The 24,866-nt window shown below is 64.1% G+C and carries 22 protein-coding genes; 9 read left to right on the top strand and 13 right to left on the bottom strand.

What is annotated here, in order from left to right; genetic code table 11:
* Positions 1 to 107 precede the first annotated feature (107 nt).
* Complete coding sequence (locus V1286_RS08360) at positions 108 to 1,136, bottom strand: NAD(P)/FAD-dependent oxidoreductase (protein WP_334478845.1); 1,029 nt, start codon at positions 1,134 to 1,136, stop codon at positions 108 to 110.
* A gap of 159 nt (positions 1,137 to 1,295) precedes the next feature.
* Between V1286_RS08360 and V1286_RS08355 the strand changes: the two genes are divergently transcribed.
* A complete protein-coding gene (locus V1286_RS08355; RefSeq protein ID WP_334478843.1) occupies positions 1,296 to 1,751 on the top strand; it encodes an acyl-CoA thioesterase in 456 nt (151 codons plus the stop codon).
* Between the two features lie 150 nt (positions 1,752 to 1,901).
* Positions 1,902 to 2,408, top strand: a complete 507-nt coding sequence (locus V1286_RS08350) for an alpha/beta hydrolase (protein ID WP_334478841.1) — start codon at positions 1,902 to 1,904, stop codon at positions 2,406 to 2,408.
* 14 nt (positions 2,409 to 2,422) lie between these two features.
* Here the strand turns inward: V1286_RS08350 and V1286_RS08345 are convergent, their stop codons facing one another.
* Both V1286_RS08345 and V1286_RS08340 read right to left on the bottom strand, forming a co-directional pair.
* The gene (locus V1286_RS08345) at positions 2,423 to 2,743 is read right to left on the bottom strand and encodes a 2Fe-2S iron-sulfur cluster-binding protein (protein WP_247836033.1); all 321 of its coding nucleotides are present in this window, start codon (positions 2,741 to 2,743) and stop codon (positions 2,423 to 2,425) included.
* Positions 2,744 to 2,883: 140 nt separating this feature from the next.
* Complete coding sequence (locus V1286_RS08340) at positions 2,884 to 3,261, bottom strand: Hpt domain-containing protein (RefSeq protein WP_334478838.1); 378 nt, start codon at positions 3,259 to 3,261, stop codon at positions 2,884 to 2,886.
* Positions 3,262 to 3,651: 390 nt separating this feature from the next.
* On the opposite strand from V1286_RS08340, the gene V1286_RS08335 reads away from it, so the two are divergent.
* The 3 genes from V1286_RS08335 (at position 3,652) to V1286_RS08325 (ending at position 9,840) form a co-directional block, all read left to right on the top strand.
* Positions 3,652 to 8,934 (top strand): apolipoprotein A-IV repeat region-like domain-containing protein, encoded by a 5,283-nt coding sequence (locus tag V1286_RS08335; RefSeq protein ID WP_334478837.1) that lies wholly within the window; start codon positions 3,652 to 3,654, stop codon positions 8,932 to 8,934.
* Positions 8,935 to 9,103: 169 nt separating this feature from the next.
* Positions 9,104 to 9,406: a hypothetical protein gene (locus V1286_RS08330; protein ID WP_334478836.1), complete on the top strand. Its 303-nt coding sequence runs from the start codon at positions 9,104 to 9,106 to the stop codon at positions 9,404 to 9,406.
* On the top strand, positions 9,403 to 9,840 hold the full coding sequence (locus V1286_RS08325) for a PIN domain-containing protein (protein ID WP_334478835.1): 438 nt from the start codon (positions 9,403 to 9,405) through the stop codon (positions 9,838 to 9,840). The genes V1286_RS08330 and V1286_RS08325 overlap by 4 nt, the downstream gene beginning before the upstream one ends.
* 26 nt (positions 9,841 to 9,866) lie before the next feature.
* Here the strand turns inward: V1286_RS08325 and V1286_RS08320 are convergent, their stop codons facing one another.
* The 3 genes from V1286_RS08320 to V1286_RS08310 form a co-directional block, all read right to left on the bottom strand.
* The gene (locus V1286_RS08320; RefSeq protein WP_334478834.1) at positions 9,867 to 10,763 is read right to left on the bottom strand and encodes an MlaD family protein; all 897 of its coding nucleotides are present in this window, start codon (positions 10,761 to 10,763) and stop codon (positions 9,867 to 9,869) included.
* A gap of 131 nt (positions 10,764 to 10,894) precedes the next feature.
* The gene (locus V1286_RS08315) at positions 10,895 to 11,665 is read right to left on the bottom strand and encodes an ABC transporter ATP-binding protein (RefSeq protein WP_108513221.1); all 771 of its coding nucleotides are present in this window, start codon (positions 11,663 to 11,665) and stop codon (positions 10,895 to 10,897) included.
* A 2-nt stretch (positions 11,666 to 11,667) separates the two neighbouring features.
* Positions 11,668 to 12,801, bottom strand: a complete 1,134-nt coding sequence (locus V1286_RS08310) for an MlaE family lipid ABC transporter permease subunit (RefSeq protein ID WP_334478832.1) — start codon at positions 12,799 to 12,801, stop codon at positions 11,668 to 11,670.
* Between the two features lie 141 nt (positions 12,802 to 12,942).
* On the opposite strand from V1286_RS08310, the gene dgcA reads away from it, so the two are divergent.
* Entirely contained in the window at positions 12,943 to 13,938 is a 996-nt protein-coding gene (gene dgcA / locus V1286_RS08305; RefSeq protein ID WP_334478830.1) for an N-acetyl-D-Glu racemase DgcA, read from the top strand.
* On the opposite strand, the gene V1286_RS08300 is transcribed toward dgcA, so the two are convergent.
* A complete protein-coding gene (locus V1286_RS08300) occupies positions 13,908 to 15,107 on the bottom strand; it encodes an MFS transporter (protein WP_334478829.1) in 1,200 nt (399 codons plus the stop codon). The genes dgcA and V1286_RS08300 overlap by 31 nt on opposite strands.
* 76 nt (positions 15,108 to 15,183) lie before the next feature.
* Between V1286_RS08300 and V1286_RS08295 the strand changes: the two genes are divergently transcribed.
* Together V1286_RS08295 and V1286_RS08290 are read left to right on the top strand one after the other, a co-directional pair.
* Positions 15,184 to 16,491, top strand: a complete 1,308-nt coding sequence (locus V1286_RS08295; RefSeq protein WP_334478827.1) for a hypothetical protein — start codon at positions 15,184 to 15,186, stop codon at positions 16,489 to 16,491.
* 167 nt (positions 16,492 to 16,658) lie between these two features.
* On the top strand, positions 16,659 to 17,600 hold the full coding sequence (locus V1286_RS08290; RefSeq protein WP_334478826.1) for a diacylglycerol/lipid kinase family protein: 942 nt from the start codon (positions 16,659 to 16,661) through the stop codon (positions 17,598 to 17,600).
* Between the two features lie 24 nt (positions 17,601 to 17,624).
* On the opposite strand, the gene V1286_RS08285 is transcribed toward V1286_RS08290, so the two are convergent.
* From V1286_RS08285 to glsA, 6 genes are all read right to left on the bottom strand, one after another.
* Complete coding sequence (locus V1286_RS08285) at positions 17,625 to 18,086, bottom strand: universal stress protein (protein ID WP_334478824.1); 462 nt, start codon at positions 18,084 to 18,086, stop codon at positions 17,625 to 17,627.
* Between the two features lie 141 nt (positions 18,087 to 18,227).
* Entirely contained in the window at positions 18,228 to 18,656 is a 429-nt protein-coding gene (locus V1286_RS08280) for a universal stress protein (protein ID WP_334478822.1), read from the bottom strand.
* Positions 18,657 to 18,698: 42 nt separating this feature from the next.
* Positions 18,699 to 20,003 carry a metal-dependent hydrolase family protein gene (locus V1286_RS08275; RefSeq protein WP_334489582.1) on the bottom strand — a complete coding sequence of 435 codons (1,305 nt, stop codon included), beginning with the start codon at positions 20,001 to 20,003 and terminating at the stop codon, positions 18,699 to 18,701.
* A 126-nt stretch (positions 20,004 to 20,129) separates the two neighbouring features.
* Positions 20,130 to 20,702: an HdeD family acid-resistance protein gene (locus tag V1286_RS08270; protein WP_334478820.1), complete on the bottom strand. Its 573-nt coding sequence runs from the start codon at positions 20,700 to 20,702 to the stop codon at positions 20,130 to 20,132.
* A 393-nt stretch (positions 20,703 to 21,095) separates the two neighbouring features.
* A complete protein-coding gene (locus V1286_RS08265; protein ID WP_334478819.1) occupies positions 21,096 to 22,745 on the bottom strand; it encodes an MFS transporter in 1,650 nt (549 codons plus the stop codon).
* A 74-nt stretch (positions 22,746 to 22,819) separates the two neighbouring features.
* Positions 22,820 to 23,818: a glutaminase A gene (gene glsA, locus V1286_RS08260; RefSeq protein WP_334478818.1), complete on the bottom strand. Its 999-nt coding sequence runs from the start codon at positions 23,816 to 23,818 to the stop codon at positions 22,820 to 22,822.
* A 524-nt stretch (positions 23,819 to 24,342) separates the two neighbouring features.
* Here glsA and V1286_RS08255 point away from each other — a divergent pair.
* Positions 24,343 to 24,864, top strand: coding sequence for a DUF1269 domain-containing protein (locus V1286_RS08255; RefSeq protein ID WP_334478817.1), 522 nt, complete (start codon positions 24,343 to 24,345; stop codon positions 24,862 to 24,864).
* Positions 24,865 to 24,866 lie beyond the last annotated feature (2 nt).

The raw sequence follows: 24,866 nt of genomic DNA, 5'->3' as shown, positions 1-24,866 counted from the left end.
CCTCTAAATGAATGACCGCAGACTAAGGCCATTTCGCGGACGGTTCCAGTAACGATCGCCGCGCGCTCCGGCAAAGCACCGCGAGCCCAACTGTCATTTTTTGGGTATCAGTTGACCCCGAGCTTCTTCTGCAGGCTCGACGACGAGGTGGTGTACTGGAACACCAGCCGCTTGTCCGGATAGACGTAGCGGTGCGCCTTCTGCGCCATCAGCGCACCTTCGTGGAAGCCGGACAGGATCAACTTGAGCTTGCCGGGATAGGTGTTGATGTCGCCGATCGCGAAGATACCGGGAACATTGGTCTCGAACGCCGCGGTGTCGACCGGCACCAGATTGTTCTCGAGTGCGACGCCCCAGTTCGCCACCGGGCCGAGCTTCATGGTCAGCCCGAAGAACGGCAGCATCGTATCGCAGTCGATCTTCGAGATCGCGTTGTCGTTGCCCTTCATCATCGCGGCGGACAGCTTGCCGCCCTCGCCTTCCAGCGACGTCACCTGACCGATCTTCAGATCCATTTTTCCGCCAGCCACCAGCGCGCGCATCTGCTCGACACTGTGGGGCGCGGCGCGGAAATCGTCGCGCCGGTGCAGCAGCGTCACGCGCCTGGCGATCGGATGCAGGTTGAGCGTCCAGTCGAGCGCGGAATCGCCGCCGCCGACGATCAGGATGCTCTTGTCGCGGAACTGCTCCATCTTGCGCACGGCATAGAACACCGAGGTGCCTTCATAGGCCTCGATGCCCGGCACCGGCGGACGCTTCGGCTGGAACGAGCCGCCGCCCGCTGATATCACCACCACCTTGCACTCGAACACCTGGCCGGCATCGGTCGTCACGCGGAAGCCGGGATCGCCGATCTTCTCGATCGTCTCCACCATTTCGTTGAGATGGAAGGTCGGATGAAACGGCTTGATCTGTTCGAGCAGCGCCTCCGTCAGGCCCTGGCCGGTGACGAAGGGAATGCCGGGAATGTCGTAGATCGGTTTTTCCGGATAGAGTTCGGCGCACTGGCCGCCGATCTTGTCGAGGATGTCGACCAGATGCGCCTTCATGTCCAACAGGCCCAGTTCGAAGACGGCAAACAGGCCGCACGGACCCGCACCAATAATCAGCACATCGGTTTTGATCGCTTCGCTCATATCAGCTTCTTTTCGGTTGAACCTGGCGGGAAGGCCGCACCTGTCTAGCCAACCCGGGGCTGACAGGAAAGCCATAATATGGCGTTCGTGATGGCGGCAACCCCTTGCCGTCATTCGACAAGTGGGCTGTAAGGGAACGAGATTTTCGGAGATGACCCCGTGAACGCCCCCTTGCGTCCCGACGCGACCCCGCGCCTGGAGGATTTTCCCTATCGCCTGTCGGACAACGTGAGGTTTGCCGACCTCGATCCCAACCAGCACGTCAACAACGCGGTTTACGCCACCTATTTCGAAACCGGCCGCGTCACGCTGATAAAGGACCGCAGCTACGGGCTGATGCCGGACGGCGTCACCTGGATCATGGTCCGCCTCGACATGCATTTCCGCGCCGAATTGCGCTGGCCCGGTACGATCGAAATGGGACTTGGCGTCGTGAAGTTCGGCCGGACTTCCGTCACCTTCGATCAGGTGGTGTTCTCCGAAGGCACATGCGTAGCGTCAGCACAATCGGTATCGGTGCTGCTCGACGAAGCCACGCGCAAGCCTAAGCCATTGACGCCGGATATCCTGGCGAATTTTCAGCGCTGGATTCGCCACGGAGCAAAACCCGCATGACGCGCGCGGCGATGTTGGCGACACTGATCGTCTGCATCGCGATGCAACCTGCCGCGCCTCGCCGCCGCGATCAACTTCGCCGGTGGCCGCGGTTCGCGCGCCGACAATGACGTCTGCGATGAGGATGCGCTGGTCCGCGCTTTCGCCACGTTGGGCAAGACGTCACGGATTCCGACGCTGTGGATCTACGCGCAGAACGACAAGTTCTTCGGGCCCGAACTGGTGCGCCGATTGCGCGACGCCTTTACCGGCGCCGGCGGCCGAGCCCAATTCGTCGATTTCCCGCCGCACGGCGATGACGGCCATTCTCTGTTTTCGCGTGGGATGCCGCTGTGGACGCCGGTAGTGGATGACTTCCTGCGCGATCAAAATCTGGGAACGCGCGATATCGCCGCGATGCCGGCGCCATCGCCGCTGCAGCCGCCGCCGCAATTGCGCGACAAGGGGCGCGCGGGATTTGCCGATTCTCTCTCGGCGAGCCCGCACAGGGCCTTTGCCGTCTCGCCAAAGGGAGCTTTCGCTTTTCGCAGCGGGCGCCGGTCGACGCGCGAAGCGGCGGAGGCTGCCCTCACCGCCTGCGCGGAATACGCACCCGATTGCACGCTATATGCGGTCGACGACCATCTCGCCGACACGGCCAACGCCGGATCGCGCTGAATGTTTTGCGGACTTCAGGCCTGCCGTTCCGGCGTTGACACCACGAGGCCGTCGAGGTCGTCGCTCACCTTGATCTGGCACGACAGGCGCGAGTTCGGCCGCACGTCGAAACCGAAATCCAGCATGTCTTCTTCCATCGGGGTCGGAGCGCCGACCTTCTCGCGCCAGGCCTCGTCAACATAGACGTGGCAGGTCGCGCAGGCGCAGGCGCCGCCGCATTCGGCTTCGATGCCCGGAATGGCGTTGCGAATCGCGGCTTCCATCACGGTCGCGCCGTTCTCGACATCAATGGTTCGTTTTTCGCCGGTATGGTCGACAAAGTGGATTTTGGCCATGATCGCTCGTGCTGCCGGAATATGTAAGGATGGTCCCGGCAGTCCTATAACGGGTCGATCCGCACAGCGCCAGCGGTCGGGACGAAAACCTTAAGAGCAGCATTTTATCGGGATTTTGGCCGATACGGACCGCTTTCCGCTCAGGAACGGCGCAGAACCGCCTCGATCGCTGCCCTCGCCTCTGCAACCGCCTCGCCGAGTTCGGCGAGCGCAGCGGACGCATCGATGCCCCTGGCGATGGCCGCCTCCAGCCGGGCTGCGGCATCGGCAACCGCAAAAGCGCCGATCGCGCGGGCCGACCCTTTGAGCGTGTGCGCCAGCGCGCTGGCATCCGCAGGTATGGCAGCGAGCGTGTGCATAAGGGTTGCCGATTGGGCCGAGAACATCGTCAACACCTCCTGCTCGATGGCAGCGTCGCCGAGCGTCATGCGTTGCAGATGGTCGAAATCGATCGGCCCGTCGCCAGGAGCCAGCGGTGGCGATGGCATCCATTCTATCCGTTCGAGATGAAGCGGCATGGCCTAAAGTCCGGATCGCCCCGCCGCACTGATTCTCGGGAGGGGCATCCCGGTCAGCCAACCACAGCAACGGTTAACGGAACGTTCCCGGAATTCGCCCCAACTTAGCCTTGTTTTAGCCGATAATCCGCCTCGATCGACGATCCGGTTCCAGAAATTTGTGTATCCTTAAGGCCTTAAGGAACAAAGCTGTTAACGATGATTAACAATGTCTTAATCGCGGCCATTTCATTCGTATCGCTCAACCAATAGGATGTTTGCGGATGTATGCGGACAAGCTGCCGGCGGGCGGGCTTGCGGTCCGCGGGGGTTATGAATCCGGCTTCGAGCTTGCGGGGGCTTTTTGCAAGAACGGCTGGGTGCATAAAAGTTAGAGGGCTCAGACTGAACATGGCGAACAATCCCAAGAAGGTCAAAGATCCCACTGAAGTCGCGCTCTCCGCAATTCAGGAAGCGCTCAACATCGGCGATACGACCGTCGACACCAGCCGAAATTCGCTCGGCAACGAGCTCGCCCCTCAGACCAGTCCGTCGGCCCCGCCGCCCTATTCCGATATGTCTTTTGACACGCGCGGAAGCGCCGAGCGTCCGGGGTTCGATCCGATCGAGGAGCCGCGCAGTCCCCGTCGCGCCGCCAATGACGATCGCGAAACCATCGGACAGATTCTGCAGGCGATCCAGAAGGGCAGCCCTGCCCGCAGCGTCTACACGCTCGCCTCCGTGTTTGGCGGAGTCTGGGTGATCGGTTGCGGCCTGCTGACCGTCAGCTTCCTGCCTGCGCTGCAGGCGGCGATCGGACAGAGCGGCGGCGTGCTGGTGCTCGCCGGCCTCGCCGCGTTGTTCTTTGCGCCGGTGCTGTTGTTCTATTTCCTCGCCAGCCTCGCCTGGCGCGGCCAGGAAATGCGGATGATCGCGCAGTCGATGGCGCAGGTCGCGATCCGCTTCTCCGAGCCCGAGGGAGCCGCCGCCGATTCGATGGTGACCGTAGGGCAGGCGATTCGCCGCGAAGTCGCCGCGATGGGCGACGGCGTCGAGCGCGCGATCGCGCGCGCCGGCGAACTGGAAACGCTCGTCGCCAATGAAGTCGCGGCCCTCGAGCGCGCCTATAGTGACAACGAGGTGCGGATTCGCGCACTGCTGCAGGATATCGCCCATCAGCGTGACAATCTGGTCGGCCAGGCCGAGCAGGTTCGCAGCGCCATTTCCGGCGTCCAGATCGACCTGCGCCACGATATCGCGCTGATCTCGGACGCCATCGCCTCGCGCGTCGACGAGGTCGCGAAAAGCATCACCGGCGCGCTGGAAGAGCGCGGCCAGCACATCACGAGCGCGCTGAGCCATGCCGGCGACAACATGATCCTCGCGCTCGGCGAGCGCGGCGGCGACCTGCTCGACCGCCTCGAGGAAGCCAGCGCCGAGACCACGCGCGCCGTGCTCGACGCCTCCGAGCGGCTGACCACCAGCCTCAACTTCAAGACCGGCCACGTCCATGACGAGTTCGTCGATCTCGCCGATCGTGTCCACGAGATGCTGAACGAACGCATCGACCGCATCACCGGCGAATTCGAGCAGCGCTCCTCGACCATTGTCGACGGCATCTCCGACCGCACCGAGCAGGTCCACGACTCCTTGAAGAACTCCTCCGACTCGTTGCTGCTCGAACTCGAACTGCGCTCGGGCGATCTCGTCAGCAAGATCGACGATGCCGGCAACCGCCTCGCGAGCCGCATCCTCACCTCCGGCGACAAGGCCAGCGACGCGCTCGACGTGACCGTGAACACGCTGGTCGCCAAGGTGATCAGCCAGACCGAAAACGCCCACGACAGCCTCGCGCTGCAGATGAGCGCCTTCGACGAACTGGTGAAGAACCAGGGCGGCGAGCTTGCGGAAAAGTTCGCCCGCGACAGCGGCACGCTCGGCGCGCTGATCACCCGCCATATCTCCGAGTTCGATCGCACCGTCAAAACCTTCGGCGGCGAGATCGTCGAGCGCATGGGCGCGCGCACCCAGGAGATCAGCGACAGCCTGAAGAATTACGTCGACACTTTCGACACCCGCATGGTCTCGAACAGCGGCGAGATCACCGCCTCCCTCGATCAGCGCCTGCTGCAGTTCGAAACCACGCTCGGCACCCGCGTCAGCAACCTCGATACTTCGCTCGAAAACAAGCTCAAATGGTTCGATGAGACCGTCGACGGCCGTCTGCAATCACTGGAGACGACGTTCGACAGCCGCGCCAGGTCCGTCACCGAGACCATCGACAACCGTCTCAGCACCCTGACGGGCTCGCTAACCGACGGCGCGGCGCAGGCGATCCAGTCGATTGACCAGCGGCTCAGCCTGCTCACCTCCTCGCTGACCGAGGGCACCGCGCAGGCGATTGCAGCGGTCGACCATCGTATTGCCAATGTCACCGAAACCCTCGACGGTCGCTGCGCCTATCTGACCGACACCATCCAGGCGCGGTTCCAGGAAATTCATCAGGGCATTGAGACGCGGGTTGGCGACATCGCCAGTGGACTTGAGACGCGGGTCGGCGGCATCGCCAGCGGCATGGAGACGCGTGTCGGCGCCATCGCCACTGACATCGATACCCGCGTTACGCAGTTCGAGGATCTGCTCGGTTCGCGCATCGAGGCCGTGGCCGGCCGGATCGAAAGCAGCGGCCGTCAGGCCAGCGAAGATCTGATGTCGCGCGCCGAAATGCTGTCCTCCGGCATCAAGTCGCATGTCGAGGACGCCGAGCGTTCGCTGACCAACCTCGTGGTCAATACCGCCGAGACCATCCAGACCGGCGCGCGCACCGCCCAGCAGGCGCTGCTGACGGTTTCCTCCGATGTCGGCGCACAACTCAAACTGACGTCGGCCGAGGTCGAAGCTTCCCTTGCCGCCGTCGGCACCGGCGCGGCCACCTCGATCCTCGCCAGCGCCCAGGAAGCCCAGACCACGCTGGTGTCGGCCTCCTCCGAAGCTGCCTCGCAGATCAAATCTCTCGCCGCCGACGTTGAGCGCACCCTCTCGGCCGCCGGCGACGCCACGGCCGCGTCGGTTCTCGCTGGCGCGCGCGAGGCGCAGACCACGCTGGTGACCGCATCCGCAGACGCGGCAAACCACGTCAAGTCGCTCGCCGCCGACGTCGAGCGTTCGCTGTCGATCGCAGGAACTGCGACTGCCGAGGCCGTCACCGCAGGCGCCCGCGAAGCACAGAGCACGCTGGTCGCCGCCTCTACCGAGGCCGCCACTCAGGTCAAGTCGCTCGCGGCCGACGTGCAGCGTTCGCTCTCGATCGCCGGAACGGCGACCGCCGAGGCGATCACGGCAGGCGCCCGCGAGGCCCAGAGCACCCTCATGAACACGTCCGCCGAAGCATCGAGCCAGGTCAAGTCGCTCGCCGCCGACGTGGAGCGTTCGCTCTCGATGGCCGGCAACGCTACCGCCGAGTCGATCACGACGGGCGCGCGCGAAGCGCAGAACACGCTGATCACGGCGTCGACCGAGGCCGCCAACCACGTCAAGTCGCTGGCGATCGATGTCGAACGCACGCTGACCGCGGTTGGTGCCGAAACCGCCTCCTCCATTCTCGGCACCGCGCGCGAAGCCCAGAGCTCGCTTTCCGCGACCTCCGCCGACGCCGCGAACCAGATCAAGGCCATCGCCGCCGACATGGAGCGTTCGCTCGGCGTCGTCACCGCCAGCACGACCGACACCATCCAGACCACCGCGCAGAACGCGCAGAGCGCCCTGATCGCCGCCACCAACGAGGTCAGTACCAAGGTCAAATCGACCTCGGCCGATATCGAGCGCTCGGTGCTTGCCGCGAGCAGCAATTTCGGCTCGACGATGACCGGCAAGACCGACGAAATCGTCACCTACGTTCAGCAGCAGACCGACCGTCTGGCGCAGATCGTCGACAGCCGCCGCGGTTCGCTGGTCGAGGCGCTCAGCACCAGGACCACGCAACTGACGACCGACATCGACCGCGTCACCGCCGACGCCCTGAAATCGATCGAGACCCGCGGCCAGGCCTTCTCGCAATCGATGTCGACCCACGGCTCGGAAGTCGCGCGCACGATCACGTCCGCGGGCGACATGGCCACCGGCGCGGTGGCAAAGTCGCTGAAGGATCTCGAGCAGTCGTCGCGTTCGGCCATCGACCAGTCGCGTCAGGTCTCGATCGCCGCCGTCACCGAAATGCAGGAGACCAGCAAGATCCTGCGCACCGATACGGTGGCGCTGTTCGAACGGCTGCGTGAAGGCAACATCCTGCTGCAGGAAGTGCTGACCGGCGCCCACGACAATCTCAACTCGCTGGAGCGCGCGCTGGTGACCCGCGTGGCCGACTTCGTGTCCGCCATGAACGACGTCACCGCCCGCAACGGGGTCGCCACGCAGACCCTGGAAGACCAGCTCACCGTCTTCAACAGCAAGACCACGAAGGCGCTGGAGGATCTCGGCTCACTGTCGAGCGAGTTCGAGAAGCACGGCAAGGAGCTGGTCGAGGCAGCCGGCGTGGTCGAACAGGCCAACCGTTCCACCACGACCTCGGTCGCCGACCGCAAGTCGCAGCTCGAATCGCTGGTGACCACCATCGACCTGCGCACCACCGACCTCGACCAGCGCCTGTCGCGCTTCACCGGCCTGCTCGACGAATCGCTCGCCGCGGCCGAAGAGCGCGCCCGCGATATCGCGCGCGTGGTCGCGGAAACCGCGGGCGCCGGATCGGCCGCGATCAGCCGCCAGTTCGAAGCGGTGCGCGCGGCGGCCGAAAACGAGCGGCAGCAGACCCTCCATGCGATGAACGACCTCTACCAGCAGAGCAACCACGAGACGGATGCGATGTTCAAGGAGTCGACCGAGAAGTTCGGTGCGATGGTGCAGTCCATGAAGCAGATGGCCGCCGAAATGCATAACGAACTCGAGGCGACCCGCAACGAGCTGCGCCGCGGCGTGCTCGAGATGCCGCAGGAGGCCGCCGACAACACGGCGCAGATGCGCAAGGTGATCGTCGATCAGATCGAGGCGCTCGCCGAACTCAACCGGATCGTCGCCCATCATGGCCGCGGCCTCGACGTCGTGACCTCCGGCCGTGCCAGCGTGCAGCGCCAGGAAGAACCCGTAGCGATGGCCGCCGGCGGCCGCAACGAGGTGCGCATGCGCGACGCCGGCAGCGCATCGACGCTGCCGCCGCCGGACCTCGGCGTGCCGGCCGCGCGCCGCGCCGAAGCCCCGCCGGTCTCGCCGGCAGGCGGTCAGGACGGATGGCTGTCCGACCTGCTCCACCGCACCGATGCAGGCGCGGGACAGGCTCCCCGTGGCCGCGCGCCGCAGACCCCCGCCAATCCGCTGGAGTCGCTGTCGCTCGACATCGGCCGGCTGATGGATCGCAACCTCGCTTCCGAAATGTGGGACCGCTATCAGCGCGGCGAGAGCAAGGCGTTCAGCAAGCGGCTCTACACGCCGGCAGGCCAGAAGGCGTTCGACGAAGTCGCCCGCAAATACCGCGCCGACCGCGGTTTCAAGCAGACGGTCGACCGCTATATCGCCGAGTTCGAACGGCTGCTCGACGAAGTCGCGCGCGAGGATCGTGGACCGCAGGCGCTGCGCGGCCACCTCACCTCGGAGACCGGCCTCGTCTACACGTTGCTCGCGCACGCGGCGGGGCGGCTGGGGTAAGCCGCGAATAGCGCGTGGCGAATGGAAAACGGAGGCCTCGCGGCCTCCGTTTTGTTTTCGGAGATCCGTTGTTCCCACCAACGTCGGCCCTTCGCCTTCCAGATGCGCGTCTTGCAAACAACCTCATATCTGGCTATATTACCGGATACATCGACATGGGAAGCCTCAGATGGCCGACACCGCTCAGAAGCGAGCGCTCCGGAATTATCGAACGCGGTTGGTAAAGCGAGGCATGGCGCGATTTGAGGTTCTTGGCCTCGACGCCGACCGCGACCTGATTCGATCGCTAGCGAGGCGCCTTGCGGAGAACGATCCCGATGCCGTGCGGATTCGGGCGGCCGTGAGCCAAACGATCGCGGGCGAACCGCCAGGGAAAGGTGGCATCCTTGCCGCGTTGCGCCGTTCGCCGCTGGTCGGAGCCGATCTCAATCTCGCGCGTTCGCACGATACCGGTCGCAAGGTCGACTTGTGACACGCTACCTGCTCGACACGAGTATCATCAGCAACGTTACACAGCCGGATCCTTCAACGTCGCTGCTGGCATGGATGTCGGAACAGGTTGACACTGAGCTGTTCATCTCCGCACTGACTGTCGCGGAAATTCAGCGCGGGCTGCTGCAGAAGCCTGCCGGAAAGAAACGCGCTGTCCTGGAAGCCTGGTTCGCCGGTCCGGAAGGACCGCAAGCCCTGTTCGCTGGCCGCGTACTCGCCTTCGACGAGAAAGCGGCCCTGATCTGGGCGCGGCTGATGGCCGATGGAAGAGCCAAAGGGCGGCCACGCAGTGCGCTCGACATGATCGTGGCCGCGACGGCGGAGGCAAACAGTTGCGTGGTCGCGACCGACAATGAAAAGGACTTTGCCGGATTGAAGTTCATAAACCCGCTTCGAGCCCAAGGGAAGCGGTGACTGCGTTTGGCGCTCGAGGAGACGGCCTACTGCCGCTTCTGCCCGCTCGGCTGCCTCGGCGGAGCTGCCGCGGTCGGCCTCGGGGCGGCCGCGCTTGATTCCGCCGGCGCGGCGTTGTTGCTTCCGCCGAATATCACCCGGCTCGGATTACGATCGAAATTGTTCACGGCGCGGCTGATGTCGGAGAGGGTGCGGCGGCCATCGGCCATCAGCGCGCCCGATCGCTTGTCGAAATCCTCGGCGAGTTCGCGGATCGACTTCACCATCAGATTCAATTCGCCGCCGGCGGCGCCGCCCGCGATCGTGTTCAGCCCGAGCATCAGACTGTCGGCTTTGCCCATCACGCCATCGACCCGGAGCATGACATTGTCGATCTTCTCGGAGTTGCGCGCGAGCGCGGCGGTGAAGGTTTCGAGATTCCGCAGCGAGTTCTTCACGGATTCCTGGTTGTCGGCGACAAGCCGGTTGACGTTCTGCAGCGTGGCGCGGATCGACTCGGTCACGTCCTGTAGCGCGCTCGGATCGGCCGTCAGCATCGGCACGCCGTCCTCGTCGAGCGGCACGGCAGCCGCATTTTCCTCGCCGCCCTTCAGCGAAATCGCCGCGACGCCGGTTAGTCCCTGGAATTCGAGGCCGACGAGCGTGTCCTTGCGGATCGGGGCGTTGTTCTCAACCATCGCGAGTGCGACCACGCGCCGCGGGTTGTCGAGCTTAACAGATACAACCTCCCCTATCCGGATACCGTTAAAATTGACGCTGCCGCCATTGCGCAGGCCGGACGCCGGGCCTTCGAACACGATGCGGATCGGGCTGCGCTGCTTGGTGGCGTGCAGGCTCTGAAACCACAGCACGAAGCCGAATGCGGCGGCGATCACCGCCAGCGTGAAGGCCCCGATCAGGACGTAATTCGCCCGCGTTTCCATAACTCAAGGTACTCCGGAACCTGGGTCTGTTCAGCCTCGCCGATCAGACCCGTCGTTTATCGCTTGTTTGAGCATGATCTCATCAAAAACCGGTGCGCACTTCGTGATCATGCTCTCTAGCCCATGACCTTCTAGCCAATGACCGCGCGGGCGCGCTTGCCGTGGAAATATTGCCTCAGCCAGGGATGCTGCGAGGCCTGCATGTCGGCAATCGATCCTGCTGCAATGATCTTACCGTTCCCTAAAACCGCGATGCGGTCGCAGGCCGTATAAAGGCTGTCGAGGTCATGGGTTACCATGAAAACGGTCAGGCCCAAAGTACGCTGCAGGGTGCGCACCAGTTCGTCGAAATCCCCGGCGCCGATCGGATCGAGCCCCGAGGTCGGCTCGTCCAGGAACACCAGTTCGGGATCGAGCGCGAGCGCGCGCGCCAGCGCAACGCGCTTGATCATGCCGCCGGAGAGTTCGGACGGATAGCGGTCGGCGACCTCGGGCCGCAGGCCCACCATGCCAAGCTTGGCCACCATGATCTCGTCGAGCAGTCGCTGCGAGACCTTGAGATATTCGCGCACCGGAAACTGGATGTTCTGGCGTACCGTGAGCGACGAAAACAGCGCGCCCTGCTGAAACAGGATACCCCAGCGGCGCTCGACGCTGCGGCGCTCCGCGGCACTCGCCGCGTCCAGGTCGACGCCGAACACCTCGATACGTCCGGCGATTTTCGGCACGAGGCCGATGATGGTCCGCGTCAGCACCGATTTTCCAGCGCCCGAGGGGCCGACGAAGCCCAAAATCTCGCCGCGCTTGACGTCAAGGTTGAGCCCGTCGAGCACGCGTGTCTTGCCGAACTGCACGGTGATGTCGCGGACCCGGATGATGGCGTCGGAAATTTCGCCCGCCATGGTCACATTCCGATCGATGCGAAGAAGATCGCGAACACGCCGTCCATCACGATCACGAAGAAGATCCCCTTCACCACCGAGGATGTCGTGTGCTGCCCGAGCGACTCGGCGCTGCCCTGCACGGCCAGTCCCTCGACGCATGCGACGATGCCGATGACGGCCGCCATGACCGGAGCCTTGATGATGCCGACGATGAAATGGTCGATCGAGATGGCGTCGCGCAGCCGCAGCAGGAAAGCTTCCGGTTCGACGCCGCCATAGAGCCACGCTACCAGCCCGCCGCCGTAAAGCGCCGCCATCGCACCCAGAAACGCCAGGATCGGCAGCGCCAGCACCAGCGCCAGCATCCGCGGCAGGATCAGAACCTCGACCGGGTCAAAACCCATGGTGCGCAGCGCGTCGATCTCCTCGCGCATCTTCATCGAGCCGAGTTCGGCGGTGTAGGCCGAGCCCGAGCGGCCCGCCACCATGATCGCCACCAGCAGCACGCCGATCTCGCGCAGCACCAGCACGCCCAGCATGTCGACCACAAAAATGTCGGCGCCGAACTTGCGGAAATGGAAGATGCCCTGCTGCGAAATGATGCAACCGATCAAAAATGTGATCAGCACCACGATCGGGACCGCGCGCCAGCACACCTGCTCCAGATGATGGATGGTCGAGGTCAGGCGGAAGCCGCGGGGCCGAATGAGGACGTGGGCGGCCGCGGCGAGCACCGCGCCCAGCATGTCGATCAGCCCGATCAGGGTGCCGCCGACGCCGGCCACGCTGCGGCCGATCTGCTCCAGCATGCCCGTGATCGTCACGCGGTCGGTTTCGACGATCGGCTCGGCCTTCACGCGGCGTACCTCGTCGACCAGGCTCGCATAATTGGCCGAGAGCCCGGCGATCTGGGTCTCGACACCGCCCTTGGTCAGGCTTCGGCGCAGCCGCTCGATCAGCCAGGCCCCGAACGTGTCGAGCTTCGACACCTGGGAGACGTCGATAAAGATGTCGGGCCGGGTGCCGCGGAGCTTCTCGGCGTCGGCGACCATTCGTTCCAGCACCGGCGCAAAGCGGGCCGTCCACGAGCCGGTCGCGCACAGCGCCAGCGCGTTGCCCCTGGCTATCCGCTCCAATGTCGGGTTGCCGCTCACGATGCCCACCCTTCGGTCGATACGCGCCCCCTGAAAAACGTCAGGTTCCGCACACCGCTTGCCTTGTAGAATCTGTCCCTAACCAGCCATAGTTGGGTGCAGCGAGCAAGCTTGCGGTTCAGAAAATTGCCAGATTTTAAAATGACTTCCAGCCTTTCCCGAAAGCTTGCCGCCAGCATCGAACGCTGGCCGATCGCAGGCTCCTTCACCATCAGCCGGGGCGCCAAGATCGAGGCCATCACGGTTGTCGCCACGGTCAGCCATGACGGCGAGAGCGGCCGCGGCGAATGCGTGCCCTACCCTCGTTATGGCGAGACCCCGGAAGCAACACTTGAAGCGCTTGACGCGATGCAGGAACCGCTTGCCAAGGGACTGGACCGAACGGCCCTGCAGGCGGCGATGCCCGCCGGCGCCGCCCGCAACGCGTTGGATTGTGCACTATTGGACCTCGAGGCCAAGCGCAGCGGCCAGCGGGTCTGGACCCTGCTCGGCCGGCCCGCGCCGCGCTCCTGCACCACCGCTTTCACGATCTCGCTCGGCAGCCCGGAAGCCATGGCGTCAGCCACCGCGAAGGTCGCGCACCGGCCGCTCTTGAAGATCAAGCTCGGCGGCGACGGCGATGACGCGCGGATATCAGCGGTACGCAAGGCGGCCCCGGAATCCGAACTGATCGTGGATGCCAACGAAGCCTGGACGCCGGACAATCTCGAATACAATCTGGCCGCCTGCGCCAATGCCGGCGTGACGCTGGTCGAGCAGCCGCTGCCGGCCGGGCGAGATGAGGCGCTGGCGCGCATCAAGCGAAGGGTCGCGGTCTGCGCCGACGAAAGCGTGCATGACCGCGCCTCCCTCGAAGGCCTTCGCGCGCGCTACGACGCCGTCAACATCAAGCTCGACAAGACCGGCGGGCTGACGGAGGCACTCGCCATGGCCGATGCCGCCCAGGCGCTCGGCTTTGACATCATGATCGGCTGCATGGTCGCGACATCGCTGGCGATGGCGCCGGCCATGCTGCTGGCGCAACAGGCCAGATTCGTCGATCTCGACGGTCCGCTGTTGCTGGCGCGCGACCGCGACGAAGGACTGCGCTACGACGGCAGCCTGGTCTATCCGCCGGAAGCCGCCTTGTGGGGATGACGCGAGAGCCGGTCCCGCGCAAGCCAGACCACCAGCCCGCCCAGGGCGGCCATGACAGCCATCACGTAATAGATACCCTGGCCCCAGGTCCCGTAGATCGTGCCTGACGCGATCGACGCGAGGCCCGCTACGATGCCGCCGCAGGCGGTCAGATAACCTTGCGCGCGCGCCATCACGTGGCCGGGCACGTGATGCAGCATCAATCCCATGATGCCGACCTGCGTCAGCCCGAAGCTCAGTGCATGCGCGAGCTGGACGATGGCGAGAACAGCCAGCGGCGGATCCTGCGCCGTTATCGCCCAGCGCGCGGCCGCGCTCAGGGCCGCGATCATCACCAGCATCGACGGTTGCAGGCTGAAGCGCGGCGACAGCGCGAACAGCACGATCTCGGCAATCACGCCCAGGACCCACAGAACTGCAATCGTCAGTCCGTCGAACCCCGCTTGTTGCCAGGCAATCGACGCGAAAATGTAATAGGCGGCATGGCTGCCCTGGATCAGCGCCGACGCCACGATGATCGCGATAAAACCGCCGTCGCGCAGCAACGCGCCCGCGCTGCCGGTGCCCGGGCGGGCCGTCCGGGTGTCGTCCAGCGGCTGCAGCGCGAGGCTGGCCAGCGCCCCGAGCGCGGCAGAGCCTGCGATGATCCAGATCAGGTTTCGGGCGGCGATGAGGTCGAGCAGCACCCCACAGACCAGCGCGCCGAGGACGAAGGCGGCCGAGCCCCACAGCCGCAACGGTCCGTAGTTGAGGCCATAGCGCTTCACCCCCCGCAACGCATAGCCATCCGTCAGCGGCACCATCGGCGTCCACAGGCAGCAGGTCAGGGCGTAGATCAGGAACACCAGCACCGGCAGATGCTGGGTGCCCAGGATGAAAAAGCCTAGGGCGGTGGCAAAGGCGGTCACGATGATCGCCCCGCGCAAGGCCTGGCGCCGTTCCGCAAGGCCCGTCACCAGCGGTAGCACCGTAAACCGGGTCACCGGGGGGACAGCCGTGATCAGCCCTATCCAAAACGCATCAATGCCGACCGCCTTCAACCAGACCGTGAAAAACGGCAGGTGGGTGCCGGTCATGCCGAACAGCGTGCCGTAAAATAGCGCCATCCGCGTCGCGAAACGCCTGGATGCACCTTGAGATGCGATGGGGATTTGTGATTCGCTCTGCATCAATTCAATTGCGATTCGGGCAATATCGTGTTGTTTCGTTATCGCAATGCGCGCTGATTTGCGCGAAGAGTTTGACATGGCCGACGAAGCATTCGCCCTTTCGCCGATCTCAGCACGCGCCACGCTGCCGAGGGAGGAGGATTATGCCGCGATCGCCGAAGCCTTTATGGAGACTTCGCGGGGCCGCTGGTTCCTGACCGAATACGCCAAGCGCAACCGCAACGCCGACACCCGCATGGTGCTGGATGCGGTGGCGCGGATCGAGCAAAGCCTCACCGCCCAGCGGGAAGAGAACCTTGAGCGGGAGGCAAGCCTCCAGCGGGAGGAAGGCCTTTCGGCGCAGCAGGCCGCGGAGGCCGTCGCCGCGGCGGCCGCGGCGCAAGAGCGCCTGACCGAGGCGCTCGCCGCCATCCGCAGTTCGGTCGAGGCCGCCGAGGAATCGGCGGTGGAAGCGCTCGACAGCCTCGCGCTGGAACAGCGGCTGGCGCCGGTCCGCAAGGGCGCGCGGGTGCTGCGGGAAATCGCCTGGCGGTTGCGCGAAATCGGCAATGACGGGCGGATCTGCGACCTGATCGATTCGCAGGTCACCGTCATCGAAAAGGGCACCGACCAGTTCTCCTCCGAGGAGGCGCGAGCGGCGCTGCGTGCGGCCTTTGCTGCCCTGCAGGGCCGGCTTGTGGAATTCGGCGACGACGACCGCTCCTCACTGGTTGCCGAGACCGAAACGGCGGCGCCCTCCTCGGCCGACCCGGAAATGGCCGCGGCGGCGGAGACGGCCGAAGCAACTTTGGCACAGCAAGCTGCCGAGGCACCGTCTGCTTCGCGGGCCAAGCCCGCCGAGGCCATGCTTGCGGCGGTGGAAGCCGTGCTGACGCAAACGGAAACGCCGCCGGCCGCCGCAGCCGAGGAAGCCGCGCTCCAACAAGCCGCGGTCCAGAACGCCGGCCCCCAAGACGCTGACCTCCAAGACGCCGACCTCCAAGACCCCGACCTCCAAGACGCTGATGCCCAGGACGAGGCGGTCCTCGACATGATCGCGATGGAGATGGGCGCGCCGGATCCGATCAGCGACGACGAGATCGCCGAAGCGGTAGCCGAGCAAGTCCGCCTGGCGGAGCCTGCGCCAATAGCTCCCGCGATCATCGCGAAAGCGCCCGAACCAGTCGCCGTGCCGGCGCTGCCGCCGGTTCAACGGGTGGTTCAGGTGGTTCAGCCACCCCCGCCGCCCGCCGCCGTACCTGTGCCACCTGCGCCTATGGAAGTGTCACTCGGCTCGACCATCATCGCGAGCGGCATGCTGCGAAAGCCCGTCACCGCGGCCAACGACCCGCTGGCGCCGATCCGGCGCATGAGCCAGGCCGAGAAGATCGCGTTCTTTTCGTAAAAGGCCCGCTGCTTGTAAAAGACCCTGTGCGTCGCCGCTCGAAGCGCTCCGGCTTCCACGACGCGCCCGCAGCATTTTGTTGCATCTGCGAATAGTTCGCTTTCCGGTTGCTTCACACCTTCACCGACGCCAAGCTGGCGCGATTGTCTTCGCAAGCGGAGATCGCCGTGAAAACCAGGATCATCGTCAATCCGATGGCGAACAAGGGCGGTTGCGGCAAGCGCTGGCCGCAGATTCGTGCCGGACTCGAAAAGCATCTCGGCCCGATCGATGACGACGACATCACGATGACCCGCGCGCCCAATCACGCGACGAAGCTGGCGCGGGAAGCGGTCGATGCCGGTTGCCGGCGCCTGATTTCCGTCGGCGGCGACGGCACCTTCAGCGAGATGATGAACGGCGTGATCTCGGACGACCGGCTGATTGCCCCCGATCTGGTGCTGGCGCAACTGCCGGCCGGCACATCGAATGAACTCTGCCGCTCGTTCGGTCAGCTCTCGCTCGGCGAGGCCTGCAAGGCGATCGCCATGGGGCACACGCGCGACGTCGATGTGTTCCGCGCCGACGCCAAGGGCTATGGCGGCGGACAGGTGACGCGCTACGGCTTCGTGCTCGCCATCGTCGGCGCCGCGGCCACGATCTCCTGGCGCGCGCAACGTGTGCCGCTCTTGAAGCGGCTCGGCCCGATCAGCTATGTCCTGATGACGGCGTTCACATCGCTGACTTACAACCCCCGCAACTACCGCATCAGGATCGACGACGAAGCCGAGCAGAGCCTGCCGATGTGGTCGCTGATGCTGTGCAGCTTCGACGGCGCGGGTGAAGGCCTGATGCTCGCGCCCGGTGCCGACCCCGGCGACCGCAAGCTCGACCTGATCCTGGTCGGCGACATCGGACATTGGGAAACCCTGACCAGGATCGTCCCCAAACTCGGCGACGGCAGCTATCTGGCGCACCCGAAAGTCTCGCGGCGCCACGCCAGCCGGATCAGCATCGACAGCGACACCATGGTGCGCGCCGACGTCGACGGCGAGAGCATCGGGCAGTTGCCGATGTCGGTGACGATGCTGCCATTCCACCTCAAGGTCGCCGCGGTCAATCGGCAGTAGGGCGGCGTTTCAGTCGCACCTCACTTATGTCCGCGGGTGAACCACCAACACCGGCACGCTCCCGTCCACCAGGATCTCCGACGTTTGACTCCCCAGTATCAGCTTCCTGAGGCCGCGACGCCCGTGCGAGGCCATGACAATCAGGTCGCAGCCTCTGGACTTTGCTGTTTCGATAATCGCAGTGGCCGGGTGCGCGTTTGGTACATGCAAGAATTCAGCGGATATCCCAATCTCCTCCGCCATCGCCCGAGCTTCGTCAAGCAGTTTGCCCGCCTGTTCCTCGCAGGCTGCATCAAAGCGATCAAACTCTTCCTGGGAGGGCATCCATCCCGAGGCATGTCCGCTGCCGTAGTAGATCGGCAGCGGTTCCGTTACGGTGATAACGGTCGCCTTCGCATTCAAGGCCTTTGCTAAAGCCATCCCATGCTTGACGCCTTGTCTCGCGACATCCGACCCATCCGTGCTCAAGAGAATGTTGGCATACATTTGAGGGCTCCTGTGCTCGTCGAACGTTTTCCCTAACAAGTGATGGCTAGACATCGATCAAGCCGCGCTCACAATCCCGGCGGATGAGCCACGTCCAGTTTAGCATGCTGTCGGCGACGTTGTGTCGAGCGGCCCACTCATTCACGGACAAACCAGTACCGGGGTTTTCGCCTGCGTCAGCACCTTGTTTGTCACGCTGCCGATCAAAAGCATGGAAAGTCCGCTGCGACCATGCGATGACATGACGATGAGATCGCAGCCCTTGTCCTCGGCTGCTGCGATGATGGCTTGATGGGGTTGTCCGCTCTCCGCTTGAATCGTCTCGCAGGGAACACCCGCCTTCTTGGCCGCGTTTGCCGCGCGATCCAATACGCTTGTCGCCTGTTCCTTGCGCAGCTCAACATAGGTTGCGACTGCTTCAAGCATTCGTCCCGTCAGTTCTGAAAACGGCTCCACAACGAAGATCACGGATACCTTGGCTCCAAGGGATTTCGCGAGCGCCAACCCGTGCGTCACCCCACGCTCCGCCAGCTCAGATCCATCTGTCGGAATGAGAATATGCCGGTACATGCTTCACCTCCCGTCTTAGAGATAGGCTGATGAGTCCGTGCGCTAGTTCGGCCTGCCGCCTGTAACCAGGTTCTTGTGAATCTTCCCGTCCTTCATGATGACGAGGAAATTCCTGGCCGGATCCTCGATCAGCTTGATGTTCTCGATTGGATTGCCGTCCACCAGCAGCAGGTCAGCCAGCGCGCCCTCTTCGACCACGCCGAGCTTTCCCGGATAGGGATTGCGCTTACCGGACAGTGCCAGCAATTCGCCGTTCGTCCCCGTCGCCATGGCGAGTGCTTCGACGGGGGTATACCAACGGACAAGCGAGGCCAGAATTGCCCCCTGGCGCTGGGCCAGCGCGGGGGAGAACAGAACATCGGTGCCCCACGCCGTCTTGAGCTTGTACTTCTTCGCAAACTCGTATGCCTTGCCTATGCCCGGCCAGACCTCATCCGCCTTGGCTCGCTCGACTGAGCCCTCGGGAAGGCCTTGCCTCAACTCCTCGGGGAGCGGCTGCAAGCTCAGCCAAACGCCCTTCTCGGCGATCAGCTTGGCGGTCGCGTCGTCCATGAGGAACCCGTGCTCGATACACTTCACGCCGGCGGCAATAGCCCGCTGGGTCGCAGCCGGCGTAAAGGCATGCGCGACAACGTATGTGCCCCAATTCTCGGCCGCTTCGACCGCGGCTCGCAATTCGGGCTCGGTGAAGGTGACGGCGTCGATCGGACTGAAGGGCGATGACACCCCGCCGCCCGCCGTCAACTTGATCTGGGAAGCCCCCTGCATGAGCTGCTCGCGCACGCGCACGCGCACCTCGTCGGGACTATCCGCGACCATACTGCCGCCGACCTGCTCCATGCGGGCGAGCATGCCGCCGATCGTTCTTGGCAGCTCGGAACGCTGCCGGAAGTCGCCATGGCCGCTGGTGACCGTGATCATGGCGCCGGACGGGTAGATGCGAGGACCGGGGACGAGGCCATCATCAATGGCTTGCTTGAGCCCAAAGCTTGGCCCGCCCACGTCGCGAACAGTGGTGAAACCCCGCATGAGCGTGTCCGTCGCTTCCGCAGCCGCAAGAAGATTGTTGTAGCCGACGTCGCCCGCTATGGCGGCCGCCGGCGTTGGGCGGATCAACATCGCGTGCCAATGCGCGTCGATCAGGCCGGGCATCAGCACGCGTCCTCCGCCCTCGATGACGACCGTTTGCGCGGCGTCCGCCGTGATCGCTGCGGGCGAGATTTTCGCGATCTTGTTGTCCCTGACCAGGACATTGGACGAGGCTGAAAGCGTGCCGCTCCTGCCGTCGAAGATGCGTACGTTTTGAAACAGGACCGCCGCGCCTTGCTGGGCTTGCGCAGGGAGCAGTGCCGCGGTGAGATTTAAGGCCGCGGCGACTGCCAGGATTTTGACGACTCCGGACCATTCGCTTAAGGGCACGTAAGACCTCCCTCCGAGTACGCACGGCTGGGCACGAAGCAACTACATCCACCGCTAGGCGCTGCTCGCTGTCCTCGTCGTCGGCAGCCACGCGTAAGCCAGCCACCCGATCCCGTGGGATATCAGGTCGACGCCGAGCACGAATCCAAGGACCCACAATCCAGTCATCGGGAATCCCGTCAGGATCACGAGACCGGCCAAGACGCCGAATATTCCCGAAAGTAGCATGATCCAGCCCGCCTGTCGCCAGTGGCTGATGCCGAGCAGGATGCGAACGAAACCCGAAATCAGCAGCACCATGCCGAGGATGTAGGTGAGGATCAGCGCGCTGGCGACCGGCTGGCCCACCAGTACGATGCCGAATGCCATGTACAGGATTCCGAGAAGCACTTGCCAGACGAACCCTCCCCATCCCTTGGTCCAGAAGGCGTGGATGACCTCGAAGGCGCCCGCGATGATGGCGACCCAGCCGATGAAGACGGTGCTGATAAGGGTGACGAGCATGATGTCGCCGAGAACCAGGATTCCGGCTCCGATCATCACGAGCCCAAGCAGCACACAAATCCAGAACGGCGGCGCAGGCAGACTGCCGACGCCCATGCGCGAACTGCTGTCATATGTCGTCATGTCATTCTCCTCACCTCAGGTCTCACCGACCTCTAGTTCCGTTATTTCCATCGCCAGCCACACCGGCGACGGCCGCGATGCCACCAGCAGACCCAACGGCGACGACGACGATGGCGGCGATGCCAATGAGGGGGAGGCCGCGATGGCCGCGTGGGCGGCCGTCCAGGCGGCCGCGTGCCAGGGCCTTGAGTCTCCAGCTTGAATTCTCCGGCGTCCTTTCCGGGATCTTTCTGCATCGCGAGCGGTATCGCCTCGGCCACATCAGGTAGCAGGCTTGCGCCCAGGCCGACGGTCACGGCACCACACATCAGGGTCCGGAGCGCAGTGCGACGGTCGATTGCATCCATTGTTGTTCTCCTTCTTGGGACGCCCCTTTCCCCGCTTGCTCACTGATCAGCTCGACCTCAATCGGCTACCCGGCGCATCGCTCGGAATCTCACCCGGCAGGTAGTTCGGAAGCCGGCCCGCCGGGATGATCGCCAACAGCGCAAGGCCGGCCATGATCAGGAGCCCGATCTTCAGGGCACGCAACCGCGCCTCGGTGTTCACGCGCACGGCTTCCTCGACCTGCTGCGGCGAGGCGGTCGTACTTTCCATCACGCTGCGCAGCCGGTCGTTGCTGACGAAGGTGATGTTGTCGAGATCGACCTGGCTCTGGATTTCCTTTGGCAGCACCGGGTTCGCCGCGATGCTGGTCAGCGCGATCGAGCTCAGCAGGCCGACGAGAAGCGCACCTGCCAGCGCCGTTCCGACCGCCGCGGCAAGATTTTGCGTGGTGCCCCGCAGCGACCCGACGTCGCCCGCGAGTTCCTTTGGCGAGGCGGTGACCAGCACGTTGAACAGCAACGTCACCAGCGAACCCTGGCCAATGCCGAACAGAACCAGGCCGAGAATCACAGGGACCTCGCTCCAGTCGTTGCGCACGACAAAGGCGAGCCACACCAGGCCTATGGTGCACAGCATGAAGCCATAGCGGCCGATCTGCCGCGGCGTCAGCCGGTCATAGACGTTGACGATCAGCATCGCCGTGAAGAACACCGTCAGATTGAACGGCATCATCGCAATCGCGGTCGCCAGCGGCGAACGGCCCTGGACGATCTGGATATACAGCGGCACCGAGAAATTCAGCGCCGCCTCCAGCGCGACCACGGCAAACAGCGCGTAGACCGCACTGCGCTCTTCCGGCGAGTCGATCACCTGAAGCGCGAGCAGCGGCGTCTTCCCCGCCGCCTGCCGCCGGTGCGTCCACGTCAGGAACGCCTGCCCGAGCACGACACCGAGAATGATCATGACCGGCGCCGGCGAAAGGCCGAGCAGATCGAACGGCGCATTGGCGGTCGCCAGCGCAAGGCCCCAGCCGTTCAGGTTGTTGAAACCGAAACTGATGAGGATGATGGCAGAGGCGGCCAGCACGACACCGAAGATATCAATCTGCACGTCGGGGCGGCCGTAATCGCGCTTGAGACGGAAACTCAACAGGAAAACGATGGCGGAAACCGCGATCAGGATTCCGAACGCCGGGCGCCAGCCGATATAGGTGCCGAGCACGCCGCCGATGATGAACGCCAGCACGCCGGCCGCCGCCCGTGCGGAGCCGAGCGCGCCAACGGCCGTCGCCTGCTGCCGCCCCGTGTAGTTCTCGGCGATCAGCGCCACCAGCGACGGCACGATGACCGCCCCCGCCGCGCCGCAAAGCGCCTGCGCAACGATCATCAGCGTTGCGGTGGGACTGAAGGTCATCAATATCTGCGATGCGCAGAACAGGCCGACGGCAAAACGAAAAACCTGCAGCGCGCCGAACCGTTGCGCTAGCTTGGCGCCGAGCATGACGAAGCCGGCCACCAGCATCGAATAGGCCACGATGCCGGTGGCGACCGTGGTCGGCGGCACCCCGAAACTCTTGACCATCCCGCCGAGCGCGACCGGCAGCGAGGCGACGTTAAAGGACATGATCATCTGGCCGAGCGCGATCGCAATCATCGGCACCCATGACTCCCGCGCCCGTTCCCGGATTGCTCCGATCGACATCGAGTGCGTCGCCATGGCGTTCTCCCGAATTGCTCGGCTTTCGGATCGACCGAGCCACAAGCTCGATCGAGCCGCTCTTTGCCTCTGCGTCAGTTTTCCGGTTGCGACACGAACAAATCCATTCCCAGCCGCTGCGACAGGAATTTTGCCGCCAGTTGTCCCTTCACGCTGTTGCCGGCCGCATCGAGCGGCGGCGCGAAAGTGCCGAAGCCGCCTTTGCCCGGAGAAACCGCGACGATGCCGCCGCCGATCCCGCTCTTGCCGGGCAGGCCGATGTCGTAAAGCCAGTCGCCCGAGGTCTCGTACAATCCCGCGGTAATCATCGCAGTGAGCGCATAGTGGCAAACCGAAGCGTCAACCACGCGCTGCCGGGTAACAGGATTGACGCCACCGTCCGCCAGCGTCGCCCCCATCACCGCCAGATCTCTGGCGCTCACGTTCAGCGAACACTGCCTGGTGTAGAGATCGGTCGCCTGCTTGGGGTCACAATAGATGCGGTCGTAGCTCTGCAGCAGCCGGGCGATACTGCGGTTGCGGTAGTTCGTCTGCGACGCCGAGGCGTAAACCTCCTCATTGAGCGCGAGCTTGCGACCCGCAAAGCGCGACAGCCCGTCGTGAATGAATTGCCATTGACCTTCCGCTGTCAGGCCCGGCACAAGACTCGTGGTCGCGATCGCACCCGCATTCACCATCGGATTGGTCCGGCCACCGCCCTGCTCGACGGCGGCGAGCGAGTTGAACGGCAATCCTGTGGCGTTCGCGCCCAGTCTTGCGCGTGCCTCCTCGGGGCCGACCGTCTCGCAAACCAGCGCGAACACGAACGGCTTCGACACGCTCATGATCGAGAATTTGAATTCGGTGTCTCCGGCCTCATAGATGCGACCGCTGGTGCCGGCCACACAGATCCCGAACAGTTCTCTCGGAACCCTGGCAAGCGCCGGATAGACTTGTGAATTGCGCCCTTCGGCATTCGACTTGAAACGCCGGTGGGCATCGGACACCAGCCTCTGTACCATCTCGGGCTCGGGCAGATGTCCCGTCGAGACGTATGGCCGCTCTGTTTGCACTGCGGTCGAAGGAAAGTCCATTGGACTCCTCCCGGCGGCTGAAACGATCTACCTGAGGATCGCCGAGCCGTTCAGCAACACGGATTGCGCGCCGAAAAGCGGCCTCCATCGACCGCTTCAGCTTCTTGTGACCTGCAATGAGCGTAGTGTTCGAAGGTGCATCGAGTCAATCACACAACCTTAAAGTAGGTTTGCGGCGAGTGTGTTCCGCTACAAAATTTTGTGACAAATCGCGCGACGCTGACGATGATGTCATCGACAAACCTCGGCGAATTAGCAACCAATTTGACCGAGCGCTGTCATGGTTTGATGAGCGCGATCAGCGAACCGTGATCCGTTCGCCCGCAGGTTGTGATAGCGTGGGACTTGTGCCGTACACGGCTACCGAGCGACCTGCAACGCGCCGCTGATAAACGGCTCTGCGGGATCATCCTCGCCGCCGGCGGACTGGCCGGCAGCGCCGCTGCGCGGCGGAGGAGCGTTGATCCGTCAACGCCCCGTTCGGCCTGCAGCAGGTCCATCACATCAAGCTGGAGGACACGGAGATGTCAGATCTGATCGCCATCATCTATCCATCCGAGGCAAAGGCCGAGGAAGTGCGGCAACGCCTGTTCAAACTGCAGAAGGAATATCTGATCTCGATCAGCGATGCCGTGATTGCCGTGAAGACGGAGGCCGGCCCCGTCAAGCTGAACCAGCTCGTCAACACGACGGCCATAGGAGCCGTATCGGGCAGTTTCTGGGGACTTCTGATCGGCGTGATCTTCCTCAATCCCATCCTTGGTGTTGCGCTCGGCGCGGCTTCGGGCGCGCTCGGCGGTGCCCTGTCGGACTACGGCATCGATGACGCCTTCATGAAGGAGCTCTCAACAAGCATGCAACCCGGCAACGCGGCGCTGTTCGTACTCATCAAGAACATGACGCCGGACAAGGTATTGCGGGAAATTCAGGACGCCGGCGGCACCGTGCTCAAGACGTCGCTGGATGACAGCAAGGAACAGAAGCTTCGCGACGCGCTCGCGAAAGCGAGCACCGGGCAGCCGGCGCCAAAAACGAATGCCGCTTAGCC

This window comes from Bradyrhizobium algeriense (assembly GCF_036924595.1).
Lineage (GTDB): Bacteria > Pseudomonadota > Alphaproteobacteria > Rhizobiales > Xanthobacteraceae > Bradyrhizobium > Bradyrhizobium algeriense.
This window is presented reverse-complemented; position numbering and strand designations above follow the sequence as displayed.

Excerpts from the sequence above, each read along its gene's own strand:
- V1286_RS08360 (WP_334478845.1), bottom strand. The coding sequence starts at position 1,136 with ATGAGCGAAGCGATCAAAACCGATGTGCTGATTATTGGTGCGGGTCCG.
- V1286_RS08345 (WP_247836033.1), bottom strand. The coding sequence starts at position 2,743 with ATGGCCAAAATCCACTTTGTCGACCATACCGGCGAAAAACGAACCATT.
- V1286_RS08340 (WP_334478838.1), bottom strand. The coding sequence starts at position 3,261 with ATGCCGCTTCATCTCGAACGGATAGAATGGATGCCATCGCCACCGCTG.
- V1286_RS08335 (WP_334478837.1), top strand. The coding sequence starts at position 3,652 with ATGGCGAACAATCCCAAGAAGGTCAAAGATCCCACTGAAGTCGCGCTC.
- V1286_RS08330 (WP_334478836.1), top strand. The coding sequence starts at position 9,104 with ATGGCCGACACCGCTCAGAAGCGAGCGCTCCGGAATTATCGAACGCGG.
- V1286_RS08320 (WP_334478834.1), bottom strand. The coding sequence starts at position 10,763 with ATGGAAACGCGGGCGAATTACGTCCTGATCGGGGCCTTCACGCTGGCG.
- V1286_RS08315 (WP_108513221.1), bottom strand. The coding sequence starts at position 11,665 with ATGGCGGGCGAAATTTCCGACGCCATCATCCGGGTCCGCGACATCACC.
- dgcA (WP_334478830.1), top strand. The coding sequence starts at position 12,943 with ATGACTTCCAGCCTTTCCCGAAAGCTTGCCGCCAGCATCGAACGCTGG.
- V1286_RS08300 (WP_334478829.1), bottom strand. The coding sequence starts at position 15,107 with ATGCAGAGCGAATCACAAATCCCCATCGCATCTCAAGGTGCATCCAGG.
- V1286_RS08295 (WP_334478827.1), top strand. The coding sequence starts at position 15,184 with ATGGCCGACGAAGCATTCGCCCTTTCGCCGATCTCAGCACGCGCCACG.
- V1286_RS08285 (WP_334478824.1), bottom strand. The coding sequence starts at position 18,086 with ATGTATGCCAACATTCTCTTGAGCACGGATGGGTCGGATGTCGCGAGA.
- V1286_RS08280 (WP_334478822.1), bottom strand. The coding sequence starts at position 18,656 with ATGTACCGGCATATTCTCATTCCGACAGATGGATCTGAGCTGGCGGAG.
- V1286_RS08270 (WP_334478820.1), bottom strand. The coding sequence starts at position 20,702 with ATGACGACATATGACAGCAGTTCGCGCATGGGCGTCGGCAGTCTGCCT.
- V1286_RS08265 (WP_334478819.1), bottom strand. The coding sequence starts at position 22,745 with ATGGCGACGCACTCGATGTCGATCGGAGCAATCCGGGAACGGGCGCGG.
- glsA (WP_334478818.1), bottom strand. The coding sequence starts at position 23,818 with ATGGACTTTCCTTCGACCGCAGTGCAAACAGAGCGGCCATACGTCTCG.
- V1286_RS08255 (WP_334478817.1), top strand. The coding sequence starts at position 24,343 with ATGTCAGATCTGATCGCCATCATCTATCCATCCGAGGCAAAGGCCGAG.